This is a genomic window from Emticicia aquatilis, from assembly GCF_014644295.1.
Taxonomy (GTDB): domain Bacteria; phylum Bacteroidota; class Bacteroidia; order Cytophagales; family Spirosomataceae; genus Emticicia; species Emticicia aquatilis.
In genome coordinates this window covers 30,392-48,092 of sequence record NZ_BMKK01000022.1, presented here as the reverse complement: position 1 = coordinate 48,092, position 17,701 = coordinate 30,392, and the positions used below count along the sequence as shown (strand labels likewise).

Here is a 17,701-nt window from a genome sequence, read left to right as displayed (position 1 = left end):
AGCAATCAAATACTTTATTTGCAATTATAACCTTGAAATGAAAGCATTACATTTTTAGGACTACCTTAATTTTTATAAAGAATTCTATCAAGGAATATCTTTCGGAGGGCGAGCAAAGTAAGCTTCGATTTCTTCTTTTGAAGGCTGTTTTACTGGTCGAACTACTCTAAAACCTAAAAATGGAGCATCAGTCAACCACCAATCCGATTTCGGAATTTGGGGGTCACGTTGTTTCAATTCGGGTGTTGAAGTTCGGCGAGAAGCACTACGGAGTTTATCAGCATCATCGTCCCAATGCCCGCCACGAATGACGTGTGGATAATGATTCGATGGTTTAATATAAGGATTATTTGCAGCCTCTGGTTTGCTATAAAAATCTGCTACATAAAGGTCAGAAGTCCATTCGGCCACGTTTCCATACATGTCGTAAAGCCCCCATGCATTAGGTTTTAATTGTCCAGATTTTTTGTATGCTCCATCCGAATTTTCAAAATACCAGGCATATTCTTTCATTTTAGAGGCATCATCTCCAAAATAAAACGTAGTTTTCGAGCCAGCACGAGCGGCATATTCCCACTCAGCTTCGGTTGGAAGTCTATAAAAATGACCAGTTTTTGCATATAGCCATTTACAAAATGAGCGAGCTGCAAACTGCGTTACGTTACAAACAGGAAAACCACTTTCTTTTCCTTGTCCAAACGACATTTCGACATAAGGCTGCGTTGGACGTGCCACTGTGCTTACACGAGTAGCGACCTCAGCCGTGTTTTTTTCGTCTTTTACTTCCAATTCTTTATTGAAATAAGCTTCGTACATTTCCCACGAAGTTTCGTATTTGGCCATCCAAAAAGCATCAATTTTTACTTTGTGTTGTGGGCCTTCGTCGGGTTTGCGGTCTTTTTCAGACTCTGGGCTTCCCATCATAAATTCGCCTGCGGGAATGGCCTGCATTTCTAAACCATGCTGCAAACCTGGGATATGCTCTGTGTAGGATTTAAAATCTTCATTGCGAAAAGCTACGCAAGTGAAGAAAAGTAGGGAGATAGTGAGTTTTTTCAAGGTTGAATAAGTTTTTTTTTACAAATATAGTCGATGAATTGACTTAGGTTAAAATGATTGAATAGAAATTTCAAGATATTTTGCAAAACAAGATAAATCAGTGAACAAAAGTTTTTCATATCTTTATTGAAAATTTATGCCACAAAATTGGAAACACCCATCAGCATCTATTTGGAATCTTACAAGCAGATTTGTAATCAAATTACTGACGAAGAACTTGCCTACATCAGTAAAGGTCTGACCGTTTCAGAGTTTAAAACTAAGCAATATTACCTGAAAGCAGGGCAAATTCAAACCGCCATTGGTTATGTTGTAACTGGACTCATGCGGTCGTATTACATTGACGACAAAGGCAATGAAATAACCATTTCGTTCGTTAAAGAAAAGGAATATGCTACTGATTATGGAGCTTTTGTGAGGCAGAAACCGAGTAAATACTATTTTCAATGCCTCGAACCGAGTGTAGTAGTCAATTTGCCATATTCAGAAATGCAAGATGGGTATAATGAATACAAGAACATCGAACGTTACGGTCGCTTGGTAACAGAAGAAGTTTTGGTGCAACAGCAAACCCGTCTGGAGAGTTTTTTATTTGAAAAAGCTGAAGAACGTTACCTTAATTTTATCAAGCGTAGTCCCAATCTTTTCAATCGCATTTCGCTTACTTATCTTTCATCTTATCTCGGTATCGAACGCCAATCGCTCAGCCGAATACGAAAAATGCTCGCCAAGAAATAATTTCTTCAACATTTTGTAACAAATGTGACAGCTAAAAGAGTTTTAGATTTCGGTACTTTGTCCCAGAATCAATTAAGAATCAAAATTATGAAATCAATTCTTTTGCTCACTTCCCTCCTTTTCTTTGGTTTTGCAGAAAGCCAAGCACAAAGTTTTAATTTAAAAGTTTCTAATGTAAAAAGTACCGCCATTCTCCGCATCGCTTTTTATAAGAAAGAAAACAAATTTCCCGACGAAGGTAAATTCGCCTTTGCCAAAGAATTCAAGCCGACAAAAACTGGCGATGTTACTCTTACGTTTACGGACATTCCTGCGGGAGAATATGCTTTGGCTATTTACCAAGATTCAAACGGCAACAAAAAACTGGACACAAATTTAGTAGGTTATCCAAAAGAACCTTTTGGCTTCTCGCAGAATATCAAACCTAAGTTTTCGGCACCTGCCTACGAAGAGTGTAAAGTTGTTTTTAATGCCTCAAATACGACATTTTCAATCAAACTAATCGACTAACATGAACGCTTCTTCAATTTTTCAATTTGGTAATTCTTTTATCATTTTTGGTTGGCTATTGCTAATCATTGCCCCAAACTGGAAACATACGCAGAGTATCATCTTGAACGGCTTTATTCTCTTGTTTTCGGTCATTTATACGTTCTTGATTCTGAAAGATATTGGCGATTTTAAAGCCGATAGTTTCAGTACATTGGCCAACGTAAAAGCATTGTTTCAGAATGATAATGCCGTGGCTGCGGGCTGGTTTCACTATTTAGCTTTCGATTTATTTGTGGGGGCATACATTGTCCGCAAGGCAAAAGAACTACAAATTTCTCGTTGGTGGGCTACGCTCGCACTACCTTTTACATTCATGTTTGGGCCTATGGGCTACCTTATTTTCTTTATTATAAAAACCATCAAATCTATATCTAACAATGACACTCATTAATGAAATATATCGCAGAAATAAATTACTTGCCAGCTTAGGAACAGTCAACCTAATTGCGGCTATCCTGCTTTTTTTTTACTCTTTTTTTAATAAAGAAGTAGTTTTGGGCATCAATTCGATGATAAAACCCATAAAATTTGCTCTCAGTATCTGGATTTACGCTTGGACAATGGCCTTACTTTTATTCTATGTTAATGACCAAAGTAAGGTAAAAAAATATGCGTGGGTAGCCATCATAGCTATGGGATTTGAGCAGTTTGCTATTATTTCGCAAGCATTCCAAGGGCAGCTTTCTCACTTCAATAATTCAAGCATTTATGGTGGAATTTTATATGCTTTAATGGGTATTTTTATTGTAGTTTTAACCGTACAAACCTTACGAATTGCCATTACTTTTATTCGCCAAAAAACTTATACGATTTCTGCACCTTTCGCTTTGAGTATCCAGATTGGCTTGATTTACTTCGTAATCTTTAGTTTTTTTGGTGGCTATATAAGTGGTGTAAATGGGCATACCGTCGGGGCAAATGATGGAGGACAAGGCTTGCCATTAATCAACTGGAGTACAATGTTTGGCGATTTACGAGTGGCACACTTCTTTGGTATTCACGCTCTACAAATCATTCCAATTTTTGGTTATTGGGTTTCAGAAAAATATGAGTCTGCCACCGCTACTAAAGCTATTTGGGTATTTTCGGTCATTTATTTGGCGTATGTCTGCTTCACAATGATTCAAGCTTTGATGGGAATGCCGTTTTTAAAATTATAAGAAAAGGAGGAAATAATCCTCCTTTTCTGCTTCAAACCACATAAATCACTTCATTTGCTTCCCAAATTTGAGGGATTTCAAGTTTTGAAATCATTTTTCTAACTGCCATCGGCGGAACAATACTCTCTCGACTTTGATTTTGTCTGTTTTGCACAGTAAATGGTACTTCCAAATAAATGAGCGTTGTTCTTGCTTTGTATGTCGTAAACATATCTATCAATTGTTCTCGCATTTGTCTTGTTATGTTTGTGGCATTCCACACAAATGGGGTTTCATTACGCAAGTATTTCTTAGCTTGCTCTTTGGCTAACTGAACCACTTTACCATTTCCTTTGCTATCAGTTGGAGAAATTTTTAGTTCACGCCTAATGTCATCCAAAGATACAATTTTGTAATCTTTTAGGTACTTTCGAATATAGGTATCTTTACCGACACCGGGCAGGCCTGAAAGCAATATTACTTCCGATTTATAATCATCAAAAGGCTGATAGTTAGGCTGTTTATCTTCTTTCATGAAATATTCAAACTTTGCCAAATTAGAATAAAAAGCTTTGGGTTTACCCCAACAATCATTTTCGATGCACAATTCTTTAAATAATTCTATTCTGTATAGTAATTCTGACTGGTCTTCGCATATTCTACCCAACACATCAGCCTTCGCAAATATGGTAAGCCATTCGGTATTGACTTCTAAACTTACCTGCAAAAGTGTTTTCTGCGGGTCAGATTTTTCAAAAATCCATAAAGGTAAGCCATGATACCTAACCAGTTTTGCAATTTGTTCTCGAATGAAAAACGGTGTTTCGATATCACAATATAGAATTTCTCGAACTGTAAATTCGCCCCTTTTTGCATGATTCTTAGATGTAATACTTCCATCAGCTTCGATGACGGTTGTCGAACGTTTTTCTATATCGTGCATCAAAGCTACTACCCCTAAGATTTCTTTCGCTTGTTCATCAAGTTTCTGAAACTCCGATAGAGACAGAAGTTCTTTTAAAACCATTTGAGTATGCACATCTACATTTCCCTCAGCATGATGTCGGGGGTCTTGTGGCACAGCTTCCATATCTTTTAGCCAATCGAATTGTTCTACAAGAAAATCCCAATGCTTATCTTTAGCTAACTGCCACATAGTCACCTCCTTTTTCCCAAACTAACGGGGCTTTTTTCCAATTTTTTGTCCAATGTTCATCAGTTTTCACGTGACCTTTCCTTACATACTTAAAAACATTTTTACAAAAATCATCTACATGAAAGGAAGCGGTATTTCTTGAAACTATCCCCTCTTTTACACATGGTTTATTTTCTAAAACATCTACCGAGCCAAAAACACTCGGTTCGCCAACAAAGCCAAAGATATTTTCTTCAAACACTTTTGGGTCAAACGGAGCATTAACAATGCCTAACTCTGGTACAGTTGGAAAATCGAGTAGAGCCGCATAAAACTTTACTTCTTCCCAAGAAAGCCAATAATCGTTTTCTCGAATGGCAAATACATAGAAATGATTGCTTAAACGCTGATATTCAATCGAATGAATTGCATATAGGTTTTCACCAAAAATTTCTAAATCGCCCAATTGGTTTTTTATTTGAGTCCAATGCTCACGCAGTTTTTTAGTCCACGCCGACTCAGTAGGGGCAGCATGAGAACGAGCAAAAACACCATACTTACTCAAGCAGTTATTTTCCCCGTCTAACTTTTCTGTATGAACGATTTGCTTAATTTGCTGTATATCTTGCCAATATTGATTGTTTATGCGGTCGTCGCTGGTAGTTCCTGGCGAAAACGGATAATGCAGGGTTCTGCTATATTTTTTTGAAATAGCCATCATTATAAAATTTAAGTAAAAACAATAGAATAACATGATAAACCTTTTGCGGCTTACCAAAAACTCTCTGATTTCAACTTAACATTACATGACTTCTCAAAATTTGAAGATTTTAACTATACAAATGATTTCTGTAGCAAAATTATAAATAAATTATTAATTCATACAACTTATGAATGATTTCTCAACTTACACATTTTAAACTTATTCAGTATTTATGCCTAAAAGGCATTTAACACATTAACTGAGGGCAACGCCCTTAAAAAGCATGTAAAGAAATGCCCTAACCATTTATTTGCCCCAAATTACTTTCATACTTCGACTTTTCAATTCGTTTAATCGAGTGGCTTTCGTAGAATACCCGACAACTATTTCATCCATTCGGGATTCAGAATTTCGATTACCTTTTTTTCTATAATCATACCATCCATTCGGGATTTTATTCAAATACATTTTTTTCTAAAACTCTGTGGACTGTTGACCATAGACTGTGGACTAAAAAACCTCACTTTACCGAAATCACATTTTCTAAATCAGTCTTTTGTTTGGTAGTATTTCCTGCTTTTTGAACTGGGAATTTCTTTAAAATGCGTTTTACTTTCTTACGAAAAATCTCGGTCGCATAAGCAGGATTGTCAATGATTTCGCCCGCAGTTCCACGCCAAACTAATTGCCCTGTTTGGGCATCTACTATATCAATAATTAGCGTTCCGTCATCATATTTTACAATTTCGGGGCTTTCGCAGTAAGTACGTTGACTCAAATCGGGTAAATATCGTTCGCCTCTATAAAACCCAGCTCCACACACCAAATTCTGGAATTTTTGTTCTTCTACATAAATATGAAAATCAACCAAAAATTCGGGTGTGGCGATATTTCTACGAAAACCTTTTTTTGCTAAGTTTTTATCAATCTCTCGCATAATGGTCTGATTCAACTCGACCGAACTGTAAAGCGGATGTGATGCTTTGGTAGTTTCGAGTTTATTCCACCCATAAGTTCGGTATTGCTCGATAGCAATATTTGGCTCTCGTTCGATGTGCAGATTTCGAGTACAGCTAAAGCTCAATACGGCTAAAAATATTACAACTACGATTCGTTTCATGTCTTTCTGATTTTTCTCAAAACTACCCTCAATCTATCTATTATTTTATGTCAAACGGCACATAAAAGTATGATAGCAATCAGTATTCGGCACATTACACAAAAAGTATATTCTTAGAAAAATCTTATTTCTTGCAATATTTTCTTGCTAAATGGTGTTTATAAAAGTATGGTCTATAAATTGCAATTATTATGTTTACGAGTTTTCATTTTCTATACTTCTTGCTCAATCTTTGTGTAGTCAAACCACAAGAAAATACAGTTTCAAAAGCCCAAATTGCTTGCGAAACAGATACGATTCATCAATTATATGACGAATGTAGCTTGGCTGGAAAAGTAAAATTTGAAGCTTTCAAGGAGTCTTTAGAGGGTTTTCAGAAGTTTCATCCTGCCAAACCTATTATCACAATTGTGGATTTTTCTCTACCATCGAGCGTGGAACGACTTTTTGTGATTGATATTTCACAAAAAAAATTGTTAATTTCATCTTTAGTAGCTCATGGTCAGAAATCAGGCGAAAATATAGCTTGTTCGTTCTCTAATAAGATGGAATCGCACCAAAGCAGTTTGGGTTTTTATATGGTCGGAAGTCCGATTAAAAGTCCGAAACATGGCGATGCTCTTTTATTGGAAGGCTTGCAAAAAGGCGTTAATGATAATGCCCGTCGTCGAGAAATTATTATTCATGGAGCTGCTTACGTTAGTCAATCATTTATTCATCAATTTGGCAGACTTGGCCGCAGTTATGGCTGTCCAGCCGTGCCAAACGAACTAATTCCGCAGGTAGTTCCTGTACTCGCTAATGGCAGTTTACTCTATATACACGCTTAGAAAGTCAGTCTTTTTTCGAGGTATTTCCTCTCTTATGATTGCATTGTTTTTAATCAATGCCCTTACAGGCTGCAAAGACAAATCTAAAAAGAAAGTAGTTTTGGCCGATGAAAGTGTCTATTCGAATGAAAACTTCACCGATTTGAAGGTTGATAGCCTCGAAATCTCCAGTTTCTTCAAAACTTATAACAGTACAGATTCGATAAAAAATGAGGTTTCGGCATTTTATTCCCGCCGAAATTTTCAGTTTGCGTGGCTCAATAAAAATGGCTTATCACACGCTGCACCCGACTTTTACAGTCAACTTCAAAATTATAGCAATGACTTTGCCGATAGCACCCTCAATAATGATATTTTAGATAGTTTATTGGCCGATGCTCAATACAACGAAAAAGAGTTTTTGAAGCACAAAGACCGCATGCATAATCTGGAATTATTGCTCACAACTACCTTCTTTAAGTTTGCTCACCGAGCCTACGGCGGCACGACCAAAAACCCTATTGACCTTGAGTGGTTTATTCCTCGCAAAAAGAAAAATTATCAAGCTTTGCTCGACTCGTTGGTATCAAGCAAGCAAGCCGATAGAGTACAAGAGCCTGTTAATCAGTATTATATCGCACTCAAAGAGAAACTTCGTCAGTACCGAGAGATTCAGAAAAAAGGTGGTTTCCCGAAAATCATTACTTCTAAAAAAGTGCTTGCTTTGGGCGATAAAGATTCTTCGGTCTTGAATCTAAAAAACTATTTTCTGATTACAGGCGACTGGAAAGAGAAAGATACTACCATGCTCTTTACCGATTCGCTGGCCAGTGCCGTGAAGCGTTTTCAGAAACGTATGGGCTTGGCAGAAAACGGTAAAGTTAGTACAGCAACTTTGGCAGCTTTGAATGTGCCAATTGAGGCTCGAATCAGACAGATGATGATAAACATGGAACGCCTCCGCTGGGCACCAGTCGAATTAGAAAATGATTATTTGATGGTAAATATCCCTGAATTTAGGCTACATGTTTTTGAAAACAAAAAACTGGCGTGGGATATGAATGTAGTTGTAGGAAAAGAGGCTTCAAAGACGAGTATTTTCAGGGGCGATTTATCAATGGTGGTGCTGAACCCTTATTGGAATGTACCCACGAGTATCATACGCAATGAAATCATGCCCAAACTTCAACAAGGAACATCATACCTAAGCAGAAATAATATGGAAGTGTTATCGGGAAATAAAGTCATCGACCCTTCGAGTGTCAACTGGTCGAAATACGCCAATAGTATTCCACCTTATAATTTCCGACAAAAACCTGGCAATAAAAACTCTTTGGGCAAAATGAAGTTTTTGTTCCCGAATAGTTATAGCATTTATTTGCACGATACACCATCAAAAGGACTATTTAACGAATCGAACAGGGCCTTTAGCCACGGTTGTATCAGACTTGCTGAACCACGAAAATTGGCTTTGTATTTACTCCGAAACAATGCAAACTGGAGCAGCGAAAAAGTAGATGAAGTACTCGAAACCGACAAAGAAAACATCATTAAAGTCAAACCGACGGTTCCTGTTTATATCGTCTATTTTACGACTTGGGTGAGTAGTTCGGGGCAGCTAAATTTCAGAAAAGACATTTATGATTTGGATGAGAAACTATCTCAAGAAATCTTCGGGCAGTCGGGCGGGGCAAAATCACTTCAATAAGCCTATCATAAATAAAAAGAGTAGCTTTTTTAAGGCTACTCTTTTTATTTCAACTTATTCTGCAACTACTGTGGTCGAATCGGCCTTATTTATTTTCTTATAGTTGGCATCACGGCCATTTCTTGTTAACAAATTCTTCTGCTTATAATTTTTAAGTTTATCATCATTATTTACAGCAACTATCATCACTTTTGAAGTAGACTCTTGCGTGTTTTGTGCTTTATAATTACGATGATTAGCTTGAGGATTAGTTGAATAATCATTATTCAACTGAACTTGAGCAGGAGCTGTGGCCGTCTGTTTGCGTCCTAAAAGCTGATTTTGTTGCTTATAATTAGCCGAATTAGGAGCTTTTGTCTGTGCGAAGCTCGTGGTAGTTATCGCCAAAGCCGATAACACCACTAAGGCGTTGAGTGTATTTTTCATTTTTTCGAATAATTTTTGTTACATGTCTCCTTTCGGCGACAATTCAAAATTATACTCGAAATAAATACAAAACAAAGATTGAAAGACTTTTTTGAGTAAAAATACTCAATTCTAATTTCGTTCTAATCTCGTTTGGCTTTCTTCTCACGCTTTTCTTCTTTTTTCTCTTTGGCTGTTTTCAAAGGTTCTTTTTTTACAGCTTTCTTCGCATCTTGGCTTTTTGCCATACATTTGGTGGAGTTTAGGGATGATATTCTAAAATCGGGTAAATGTAGTGTTTATTATTTTTATATTATACAATTATTCTCATTTATAGATTAAGAAAGCGTTTCGGCAAAATTTTACCGCAGAATAAAAATCGTTTGGTGAATATTAAGAAAAAACTATAACTTGCTGATATAGTGAAACTTACACCTAAAAAACGTTAGACCATGAAAGCAGTAGGAAAATTTATTTTGTTGGATGCCAGCGAGTTTTCAAGCTGGCTCGATATGCAAATCATCACTCGCAAGATTAGCTTGGTTCAGCAGCACCACACTTACCTGCCAGCCTATAAGACTTTTAAAGGTAACAATCATTTTGAGTTATGCAAGAGTATGGAGCAAGCACACATTGAGCGAGGATTCTCAGAAATCGCCCAGACCTTTACCACATTTCCAGATGGAAAAATAATGGTTTGTCGTAATATCAATCAGATTCCTGCGGGTATAAAAGGAGCTAATGCGAACGGCATCTGTATCGAAAACGTAGGAAATTTTGATAAAGGCAAGGATAAAATGTCGGTAGCTCAGAAAGACACAATTATATCTATTACAAAGACCTTATTGAAGAAATTCAATTTACAACCAAGCGACCAGACGGTAGTTTATCATCATTGGTATGATTTAATACTGGGAAAGCGTATCAAAGTAGAAGGAACTGGCAATACAAAATCATGCCCAGGTACTAACTTTTTTGGAGGAAATAAGGTAGAAGATTTCAAGAAGAACTTTCTACCTCTACTATAAAAAGTGGCACATCACGTCTGTAATTTCGGACGAATGTGCCACTTTCTTTTCTTTATTCTTTATAAAAAACTCGCTTCACTCGCTCGCTTACACCCGTAAGAATTTCGTACGAAATTGTGCCAATCGAAGCAGCTAAATCTTTGATTGATAAGTCTTTACCAAATATTATTACCTCATCACCTTCTTGGCAGTCAGCTTCGCTTACATCAACCATTGTCATATCCATGCACACATTACCAACAACTGGACAAGCCACCCCATTCACCAAAACTTTGCCTACGCCTTTACTAAACCCACGGTCGAATCCATCGGCGTAACCAATGGCAATGGTGGCTATTTTGGAGTCTTTTTCTAATACTCCTTTTCGGCTATAACCAACGGTTTCACCAGCTTTCAAGTATTTTATTTGTGAAATAACCGTTTTCAATGTCCCGACGGTCTGTAATTCTTTCTGCTCGGTGCCTGTTACTTCCACGCCATATAAGCCGATTCCAAGACGAACCATATCAAACTTTGCCTCTGGAAAACGAATAATTCCTGCCGAATTACAGATGTGTCGCAATGGTTTTTGGCCATCTAAAGCATCAATGATTTGTTTCGACATTTGCTCAAATCGTTCGATTTGAGTTTTCGAGAACGCATTGTGTTCGCTCTCGTCAGCCCCAACCAAATGACTAAAAATAGAAGCTATTTTTATTTTCGGATTTTGCTTCAATAACGCAACCAGTTGCTCAATATCTTGTGCCTCAAAACCCAGTCGGTGCATTCCTGTATCGAGTTTGAGATGAATTTTAAAGGTATGATGCTCAAAAGATTCTATGAAAGTTAAAAACTGTTCAAAAACTTTAAAACTATAAATTTCTGGTTCTAAATTATACTCAATTAGCTTGGCAAAGGATTCTGGTTGCGGGTTAAGTACCATAATTGGCAGTTTGATTCCATTTTGGCGAAGTACAACGCCCTCGTCGGTGTAAGCCACTCCCAAGTAGTCAACACGATGATATTCGAGTAAACTCGCTACTTCGGCACTGCCACTTCCGTAGGCAAATGCTTTTACCATCACCATTATTTTTGTATCCGAACCAATTTTATTCCTGTAAAAATTCAAATTATTGGTCAAAGCATCGAGATTGACCTCGAAGACAGTTCCGTGAACTTTCAGCGTTAGTCGATTGATGATTTTCTCGAATTCAAATTTTCTGGCACCTTTCACCAATATCAACGAACTTTGAAGTTGGTTGATGGGATATTTCTCCAAAAACTCTTCGGTAGATTGATAAAAAACGATTGGTGCAACAGGAGCTTTTCTATCACCAGCGGCCGATGTATAGAAGGATTTTTGATTGCGAGAAATCACTTCTCCGATACCAATCACTTTATCAATTTGTTTGCCTTTGATGAGTTCGGCTATGCTTTCGTACAAATCTGACTCTTCTAAGCCCGACTGCAATACATCACTGATAATCAACACCTTATCTCGCTTTGTATGTTGCTGGGTCATGAAATCAAGAGCGACCGAAAGCCCTGCGTAGTCGTTGTTGTAGGTATCATCAATCAGATAACAATCATTGATTCCCTGCTTCAATTCCAAACGCATAGCAATTGGCTTGAGCATATCTAAGCGACTCTGAATCTCGGCCGTATTGATACCTTGGTGCAGCATCAAGAAAATACAGTGCGTTGCGTTTTCGATGGAAGCATCATCGGCAAATGGAATTTTGAAATCGTAGATTTGGCTATTCCATAAAATCTGTAAAGTGCAATAAGTGTTTTGCTTAGTAGCATTAACAAAGATTTTACTTCCTGCTTTTCTCGACCAACCGATGAGTTCGATAGTTGGATTTACCGCTTTCAACAAAATTCTGATTTCATCGTCGATGTCTTCGTAATCTTTGCAGTAAATAAGAGTTTTGCTTCGCTGAAACAAGCGGAGTTTTTCGGTAGCTTTTTGTTTGCGGCTTCTGAAACCTTCATCGTGTGCCGAACCAAGGTTAGTAAAAACCCCGATGGTTGGACGAATAACGGGTTCGAGAAATTCCATCTCGCCTGATTTCGAGATACCTGCCTCAAAAATACCGAAATTATGATGCTCGTTTATCTCCCAAACCGATAGCGGCACGCCAATTTGTGAATTATAGCTTCGTGGACTTTTTACTAAATTATAGTCCTTAGCCAGCAATACGCTCAACCATTCTTTGACGATAGTTTTGCCATTGCTGCCAGTTACGCCCACCACAGGAATATCAAAAGCTTGACGGTGATTTGCCGCCAAATGCTGCAATGCCCTGATGGCATTTTCTACCACAAAAAATTTGGCGTCTGAAAGATTTTCGAGTTGCGTTTTTAGAGCATCATTCAATGCTTTTTTCTCAACCACAAACTCACGTACACCTTTTTCATAAAGGTCTTTTATGAACGCATGTCCATCGTGACGCTCGCCTTTGATGGCAAAAAATATACTATGCTCTGGTTGAGACACAAAACGGCTATCGGTTAGCAGCACCGTAGCCTGAGAGATAATAGGTTCGGAAAGGAAATTCACTTACAAAAGAAAGATTTAGCTCCCTCCTATTGGGAGGGCTGGGGTGGGCTACAATGCTGGAATAAATTCCATATTTACGAATTGACCAGCACTAATCATTTTATTATTTTCAGCTTGCAGAACCAGCTTAGTTTTTGAGATTTCGATTACTTTGAATTGTCCTTTGAAGCCCAAAATATCAATATCCAAAACTTGGTTATCTTGAATCAAATACCAAGTTCCTGCATTTAAGATTTGCTTTGTTATGCGGTCTTTTGCACGAGTGACGTTATCATCACGGAATTCATAATCTAAGCCAAAAAGTGCTTGTGCTTGCGAATTTAGCTGATTTTGACTCAATGTTTTACCATCAGTATCAGCAAAACGGTCGAGTTTCCAAAAATTAGCTGAAAGGACTTTTGTTGGTTCATTCACAGTTACTTCTGATTTTTTACAGCTAAAGGCAAATAAGACCAAAGTAATCAATAATAAGTTTTTCATTGTACTTGATAAATTTATGTAATCTTAGTCAATATCATAAGGCAAAAAATCATCTACCTTCGCACCGTATTTGTGTAATTCACGCACGATTGTCGAACTGATTGGGGCAAGCTCTGGCGAGGTAATCAAGAAAACCGTTTCGAGGCCACCAACCAAATGCCTATTTACTTGCGAAATCGTATTTTCGTATTCAAAATCAGTCGTATTTCTTAATCCTCTCAATAAAAAATTAGCTCCGTGTGCTACCGCCGCATTAGCTGTTAGGTCATCGTAAGAAATGATTTTCACATTTTCGTTGTCTTTGAACGTTTCTCTGATTTTCTCGGTCATCATTTCGAGCGAGAAATAGCGTTTCTTAGCTGAATTTGTACCGATACCGATAATCACCTCATCAAAAAGTTTCAGTCCACGCATCACAATATCAGCATGCCCTTTAGTGAAGGGGTCGAAAGAACCAGGAAAAAGGGCAATTTTTTTCATATTTTTTAGCTTTTAGTACTTGACTAACGGCATTCTTTAAAAATTCTAAAAGATATTAGAGGTAATCAATATAAATAAAATGAGCTAAACAAGGTATAATAACGATGTTCGGGCAAATCTTCAAAATATTGACTAAAACGAATTTTTGAGGGATTTAGTGCAAACTTAATATTCGTGAGCGATTGAGTAAGCTGCACATATCTATCCGAAAATGAGGTAATCTCGCCGTAAAACATTGTTTGAGTATCAACTGGTAAACCGAGTTCGTTCATCACAAATAGCACATGATATACCATATCTTGCGAAGTTCGGAAATGAAAACGATTACAGAAATGTAATTTGGCTTCTTTGAAATAAATAATTGTGATGTAGTAATCTTCAAAGTAAAGATGTAAGCCATCATTATTTTTATCTTGCACGATACCTTCAATCAATGACCCCACCACTGGTACAGGGTCAATCTTTCGAGCAGGATACATTTCCTTGAACCACGAAAAAGTATCTTTTTCGATACCAAAAATACAAACTGCCCCAAAACGACTATGCTTAAAGTCAAAGATTTGTTCTCGCTCCGAAACGTTTTTACCAGCAGCAAAATTTAAGTATTTGGCCGCTTCGTTGGCTTCATAGTATTCGTCTGGAATAAGCGTAAAATTATTTGCATTAACCGATAAACGAATCGTTTTCCAGTAATTTGCAGCCAAAAACTGGTGTTCTTGATAAATTGTTTTGAGGGTTTTGAGTAATTGATTTTCGTTTAATAATGAAAAAATATGGTAATCTTCCAACCACATAATTACATCGTGGAGGGTATTGTAAACAGTAAAACGAAAACGGTCACGGCTTACTTCAATCAACAGATGGCAGTCGGATATCTGATTGGTGTCGAAGCGGTCGTCTTTGATTTCAAAACTCGGTGATATATTTAAAACAGGATTCTCCAATGATTTTAATCAATTTAGATTATTAGCAAAAGTTTTTTTAGTCCAAAGACTACGGTCGATAGTCAACATTGCTTGTCTGTTTATTTATAAGTAACTCAGATTCAGCATTTTACTATTCTGCGTACTGTCGTCTGTTGGCCGTTTGACTAAAGAACGAATTTAAGCAATTATCTCATTAAAACTTCCAAACTTTTGCCAAAATTGGTGTTTTTCGCTCAAATTTAAGCTTTTTATTTCATCTAACGACAACCATTCTATTTTTTGAATCAGTTGTTCGCCCAAATTCATCTCTGGGTCATGCCCCAAAGTCAATTCTCCTCCTACTCTTTTCACTACAAAAAACAATTCGATGCCATGTAGTGGCAAATTCACAAACTCATTCATTAATAATAACTTACCTACTTCTATTTCAAGCCCAGTTTCTTCCAAAAACTCACGTCGGAGGGCATCTTCGGCCATTTCTCCGAGTTCAACTCCTCCGCCCGGGGGACTCCAAAAAGTATTTTCGCCCAAAATAGCTCGATGCCCAATCATCAACACTCGGTCATTTTCGATACATACTCCGCAAGCTCGTACCCGAATACGATTTCCATAAAGCTCTTGAGCATTGATTTTAGGGTCTTTTTCTGACATTACACTGAGCATTTTATAAATTAGCCCGCAAAGATAATGAATCAGCCACGAGGGATTTCACGAATCTTGAATGTTTTTAAAATTTAAAGGTTTATTTTGCAGTTGGATTAGAGATTAGGAGTGTAGCATCAGAAAAAAACTGCATTCTTCATTCTACATTCTTAATTATACATTAAACAATGGCACTCGACGAAAATATAAAACCTTCAGAAAGATTTCTTAAAAAATTTCCGTTTACACCCACCTTCGGGCAAGCGAAGCTTTTTAAGTTAATGGACGAATTTATACTGGAAGAAGACCGCTTCCGTGATACATTCATTCTGAAAGGATATGCAGGTACAGGTAAAACGACTTTTGTGAGTACGCTCATTAAGGTTCTGAAAGAATTTGGCTATAAAGCAGTTTTACTCGCTCCAACGGGTCGAGCTGCCAAAGTGATGTCGAGCTACTCGAAGAGAATGGCCTTAACGATTCACAAAAAAATCTATCGCCAAGTTGAAAATGCCTACACGGGTGCGTTGGTTTTTGAACGCATGAAAAATACCCAAGAAGGCACGGTTTATATTGTCGATGAGGCCTCGATGATTTCAGACGAACGAGAATTTGGTACGAATAGCTTACTCCATGATTTGCTCGACTTTGTTTTCGAGCAGGAAACCAATAAACTCCTTCTGATTGGCGACGAAGCTCAGCTTCCACCAGTAGGTATGCAAGTCAGCCCCGCCCTCAGTGCGGCTCATTTGGCTGGCCGATACCATGCTACTGTTACCGAACACGTACTCACCGAAGTAATGCGTCAGGGAGAAGGTTCGGGGATTTTGACAAATGCAACTGATTTAAGAAAACAACTTGTAGCTGAAGAGCCTAATATTAAACTCATTACGAGCAAGTATAAAGATTTCTATCGAATGACGGGCGAGCGACTGGAAGATGGAATTAGGTATGCCTACGATAAATATGGTCGAGAAAACACAACAATTATTACTCGCTCGAATAAAACGGCGGTGCAGTATAATCGTTATATCCGAACGGCCATCAATTACTCCGAAAATGAGCTTGATTCGGGCGATATGCTAATGGTTGTCAGAAATAATTATACGGTTTTGGGCGAAGAATCAAAGGCAGGTTTTATTGCCAATGGCGATTTTGTGGAGGTAATCAAGATTCGGAGAGAAGAAGAAATGCACGGTTTACGCTTTGCTAACGTAACACTCAAACTGGTTGATTATCCCGATGAAGAAGAATTCGATTGCAAAATTATTCTGAATACACTTTATTCAAATTCGCCTACCTTATCGGCTGAAGAGAATAAAATGCTCTATGAAAATGTATTAAAAGATTATTTTTGGGTAAAATCAAAGAAAGAACGCCAAGATTTACTGCGTAAAGATGCTTACCTAAATGCCCTTCAAGTAAAGTTTGCTTACGCCCTAACCTGCCACAAATCGCAGGGTGGACAATGGGATGCTGTCTTTGTTGACCAAGGCTACTTGCCCCCCGATGCCGAAGTAGATAGCGATTTTATTCGTTGGCTTTATACGGCCATTACTCGTGGGGTAAAGGAAGTTTTCTTGCTTAATTTTAATAAACAGTTTTTGGAGAGCTGAGGAGAAAAATCTTTAAATTGCATAAAAATCAAGCATAAAAATGGGAGATTCGGTTTTAAAGAAAGAAATCAGCATCAAAGAATATGTAGAACTGGAAGAAAAATCGCTCCAAAAACATGAATTCTTTGGTGGAGAAATTTACGCAATGGCAGGCGGAAAACCCTCGCACGCCCTGATTTCAAATAACATAGCTGCCGAACTACGAAATAGTCTAAAAGGAAAACCTTGTTTGGCTTATAATAGCGACTTGGCCATTGCCACTGCCGAAGATGAATTTGTCTATGCCGATGCTTCGGTTGTTTGTGGTGAAATTGAAAGTTATTCTGAACACCCAAATGCGGCAAAAAATCCAATATTAATTGTAGAAGTTCTTTCTGACTCAAGCGAAAAGTATGACCGAGGAGAAAAATTTAGAAAATACCAACAGATTGAGTCGCTAAGAGAATATTTGTTGATTGCTCAAGACAGGGTTCGAGTTGAAGTTTATTCAAAACATGAAAATATTATTTTTTGGCAGTATCGCTCGTATGATTCTTTAAATGATGTAATTGAGTTGAAATCAATCAACTGTAACGTCGCTTTGAGTGATATTTATTTAGGCTGGAAAAAAGAAGCATAG

The 17,701-nt window shown here is 37.6% G+C and carries 20 protein-coding genes; 9 read left to right on the top strand and 11 right to left on the bottom strand.

The features are described from left to right. Positions 1-87: 87 nt before the first annotated feature. Positions 88-1,059 (bottom strand): formylglycine-generating enzyme family protein, encoded by a 972-nt coding sequence (locus IEX65_RS27320; RefSeq protein ID WP_188771479.1) that lies wholly within the window; start codon positions 1,057-1,059, stop codon positions 88-90. 147 nt (positions 1,060-1,206) lie between these two features. On the opposite strand from IEX65_RS27320, the gene IEX65_RS27315 reads away from it, so the two are divergent. The 4 genes from IEX65_RS27315 (at position 1,207) to IEX65_RS27300 (ending at position 3,509) form a co-directional block, all read left to right on the top strand. Further along, positions 1,207-1,797, top strand: a complete 591-nt coding sequence (locus IEX65_RS27315; RefSeq protein ID WP_188771478.1) for a Crp/Fnr family transcriptional regulator — start codon at positions 1,207-1,209, stop codon at positions 1,795-1,797. An 87-nt stretch (positions 1,798-1,884) separates the two neighbouring features. Beyond that, a complete protein-coding gene (locus IEX65_RS27310; protein ID WP_188771476.1) occupies positions 1,885-2,307 on the top strand; it encodes a DUF2141 domain-containing protein in 423 nt (140 codons plus the stop codon). A 1-nt stretch (position 2,308) separates the two neighbouring features. Further along, entirely contained in the window at positions 2,309-2,740 is a 432-nt protein-coding gene (locus IEX65_RS27305; RefSeq protein ID WP_188771474.1) for an ABA4-like family protein, read from the top strand. Next, the gene (locus IEX65_RS27300; protein WP_188771472.1) at positions 2,727-3,509 is read left to right on the top strand and encodes a hypothetical protein; all 783 of its coding nucleotides are present in this window, start codon (positions 2,727-2,729) and stop codon (positions 3,507-3,509) included. Before IEX65_RS27305 ends, IEX65_RS27300 begins: the two co-directional genes overlap by 14 nt. Before the next feature lie 31 nt (positions 3,510-3,540). Here the strand turns inward: IEX65_RS27300 and IEX65_RS27295 are convergent, their stop codons facing one another. From IEX65_RS27295 to IEX65_RS27280, 4 genes are all read right to left on the bottom strand, one after another. Beyond that, positions 3,541-4,644 carry an AAA family ATPase gene (locus IEX65_RS27295; RefSeq protein ID WP_188771470.1) on the bottom strand — a complete coding sequence of 368 codons (1,104 nt, stop codon included), beginning with the start codon at positions 4,642-4,644 and terminating at the stop codon, positions 3,541-3,543. After that, on the bottom strand, positions 4,628-5,341 hold the full coding sequence (locus tag IEX65_RS27290) for an RNA ligase family protein (RefSeq protein ID WP_188771468.1): 714 nt from the start codon (positions 5,339-5,341) through the stop codon (positions 4,628-4,630). The genes IEX65_RS27295 and IEX65_RS27290 overlap by 17 nt, the downstream gene beginning before the upstream one ends. Before the next feature lie 291 nt (positions 5,342-5,632). Further along, complete coding sequence (locus IEX65_RS27285; RefSeq protein WP_188771466.1) at positions 5,633-5,794, bottom strand: hypothetical protein; 162 nt, start codon at positions 5,792-5,794, stop codon at positions 5,633-5,635. A 52-nt stretch (positions 5,795-5,846) separates the two neighbouring features. Next, on the bottom strand, positions 5,847-6,446 hold the full coding sequence (locus IEX65_RS27280) for a DUF4136 domain-containing protein (protein ID WP_188771465.1): 600 nt from the start codon (positions 6,444-6,446) through the stop codon (positions 5,847-5,849). Between the two features lie 191 nt (positions 6,447-6,637). On the opposite strand from IEX65_RS27280, the gene IEX65_RS27275 reads away from it, so the two are divergent. Both IEX65_RS27275 and IEX65_RS27270 read left to right on the top strand, forming a co-directional pair. Beyond that, positions 6,638-7,276, top strand: a complete 639-nt coding sequence (locus IEX65_RS27275; protein ID WP_188771463.1) for a murein L,D-transpeptidase catalytic domain family protein — start codon at positions 6,638-6,640, stop codon at positions 7,274-7,276. A gap of 34 nt (positions 7,277-7,310) precedes the next feature. Beyond that, complete coding sequence (locus IEX65_RS27270) at positions 7,311-8,963, top strand: L,D-transpeptidase family protein (protein WP_229250933.1); 1,653 nt, start codon at positions 7,311-7,313, stop codon at positions 8,961-8,963. Positions 8,964-9,017: 54 nt separating this feature from the next. Here IEX65_RS27270 and IEX65_RS27265 read toward each other — a convergent pair whose 3' ends face one another. Then, complete coding sequence (locus IEX65_RS27265) at positions 9,018-9,389, bottom strand: hypothetical protein (RefSeq protein WP_188771458.1); 372 nt, start codon at positions 9,387-9,389, stop codon at positions 9,018-9,020. 431 nt (positions 9,390-9,820) lie between these two features. Between IEX65_RS27265 and IEX65_RS27260 the strand changes: the two genes are divergently transcribed. Next, on the top strand, positions 9,821-10,396 hold the full coding sequence (locus IEX65_RS27260) for a peptidoglycan recognition protein family protein (protein ID WP_188771456.1): 576 nt from the start codon (positions 9,821-9,823) through the stop codon (positions 10,394-10,396). A gap of 52 nt (positions 10,397-10,448) precedes the next feature. On the opposite strand, the gene IEX65_RS27255 is transcribed toward IEX65_RS27260, so the two are convergent. From IEX65_RS27255 to IEX65_RS27235, 5 genes are all read right to left on the bottom strand, one after another. After that, positions 10,449-12,938, bottom strand: coding sequence for a bifunctional UDP-N-acetylmuramoyl-tripeptide:D-alanyl-D-alanine ligase/alanine racemase (locus IEX65_RS27255; protein WP_188771454.1), 2,490 nt, complete (start codon positions 12,936-12,938; stop codon positions 10,449-10,451). A gap of 48 nt (positions 12,939-12,986) precedes the next feature. Next, the gene (locus IEX65_RS27250) at positions 12,987-13,418 is read right to left on the bottom strand and encodes a hypothetical protein (RefSeq protein WP_188771453.1); all 432 of its coding nucleotides are present in this window, start codon (positions 13,416-13,418) and stop codon (positions 12,987-12,989) included. A gap of 24 nt (positions 13,419-13,442) precedes the next feature. Next, positions 13,443-13,898, bottom strand: coding sequence for a pantetheine-phosphate adenylyltransferase (gene coaD / locus IEX65_RS27245; protein WP_188771451.1), 456 nt, complete (start codon positions 13,896-13,898; stop codon positions 13,443-13,445). A 65-nt stretch (positions 13,899-13,963) separates the two neighbouring features. After that, positions 13,964-14,842 carry a DUF3822 family protein gene (locus IEX65_RS27240; RefSeq protein WP_188771449.1) on the bottom strand — a complete coding sequence of 293 codons (879 nt, stop codon included), beginning with the start codon at positions 14,840-14,842 and terminating at the stop codon, positions 13,964-13,966. A gap of 159 nt (positions 14,843-15,001) precedes the next feature. Next, positions 15,002-15,487: an NUDIX domain-containing protein gene (locus tag IEX65_RS27235; RefSeq protein ID WP_229250931.1), complete on the bottom strand. Its 486-nt coding sequence runs from the start codon at positions 15,485-15,487 to the stop codon at positions 15,002-15,004. Between the two features lie 167 nt (positions 15,488-15,654). On the opposite strand from IEX65_RS27235, the gene IEX65_RS27230 reads away from it, so the two are divergent. After that, positions 15,655-17,082, top strand: a complete 1,428-nt coding sequence (locus IEX65_RS27230) for an ATP-dependent DNA helicase (protein ID WP_188771447.1) — start codon at positions 15,655-15,657, stop codon at positions 17,080-17,082. A gap of 40 nt (positions 17,083-17,122) precedes the next feature. Next, complete coding sequence (locus IEX65_RS27225) at positions 17,123-17,701, top strand: Uma2 family endonuclease (protein ID WP_188771444.1); 579 nt, start codon at positions 17,123-17,125, stop codon at positions 17,699-17,701.

Excerpts from the sequence above, each read along its gene's own strand:
- IEX65_RS27310 (WP_188771476.1), top strand. The coding sequence starts at position 1,885 with ATGAAATCAATTCTTTTGCTCACTTCCCTCCTTTTCTTTGGTTTTGCA.
- IEX65_RS27305 (WP_188771474.1), top strand. The coding sequence starts at position 2,309 with ATGAACGCTTCTTCAATTTTTCAATTTGGTAATTCTTTTATCATTTTT.
- IEX65_RS27300 (WP_188771472.1), top strand. The coding sequence starts at position 2,727 with ATGACACTCATTAATGAAATATATCGCAGAAATAAATTACTTGCCAGC.
- IEX65_RS27295 (WP_188771470.1), bottom strand. The coding sequence starts at position 4,644 with ATGTGGCAGTTAGCTAAAGATAAGCATTGGGATTTTCTTGTAGAACAA.
- IEX65_RS27290 (WP_188771468.1), bottom strand. The coding sequence starts at position 5,341 with ATGGCTATTTCAAAAAAATATAGCAGAACCCTGCATTATCCGTTTTCG.
- IEX65_RS27285 (WP_188771466.1), bottom strand. The coding sequence starts at position 5,794 with ATGTATTTGAATAAAATCCCGAATGGATGGTATGATTATAGAAAAAAA.
- IEX65_RS27280 (WP_188771465.1), bottom strand. The coding sequence starts at position 6,446 with ATGAAACGAATCGTAGTTGTAATATTTTTAGCCGTATTGAGCTTTAGC.
- IEX65_RS27275 (WP_188771463.1), top strand. The coding sequence starts at position 6,638 with ATGTTTACGAGTTTTCATTTTCTATACTTCTTGCTCAATCTTTGTGTA.
- IEX65_RS27270 (WP_229250933.1), top strand. The coding sequence starts at position 7,311 with ATGATTGCATTGTTTTTAATCAATGCCCTTACAGGCTGCAAAGACAAA.
- IEX65_RS27265 (WP_188771458.1), bottom strand. The coding sequence starts at position 9,389 with ATGAAAAATACACTCAACGCCTTAGTGGTGTTATCGGCTTTGGCGATA.
- IEX65_RS27260 (WP_188771456.1), top strand. The coding sequence starts at position 9,821 with ATGAAAGCAGTAGGAAAATTTATTTTGTTGGATGCCAGCGAGTTTTCA.
- IEX65_RS27250 (WP_188771453.1), bottom strand. The coding sequence starts at position 13,418 with ATGAAAAACTTATTATTGATTACTTTGGTCTTATTTGCCTTTAGCTGT.
- coaD (WP_188771451.1), bottom strand. The coding sequence starts at position 13,898 with ATGAAAAAAATTGCCCTTTTTCCTGGTTCTTTCGACCCCTTCACTAAA.
- IEX65_RS27235 (WP_229250931.1), bottom strand. The coding sequence starts at position 15,487 with ATGCTCAGTGTAATGTCAGAAAAAGACCCTAAAATCAATGCTCAAGAG.
- IEX65_RS27230 (WP_188771447.1), top strand. The coding sequence starts at position 15,655 with ATGGCACTCGACGAAAATATAAAACCTTCAGAAAGATTTCTTAAAAAA.
- IEX65_RS27225 (WP_188771444.1), top strand. The coding sequence starts at position 17,123 with ATGGGAGATTCGGTTTTAAAGAAAGAAATCAGCATCAAAGAATATGTA.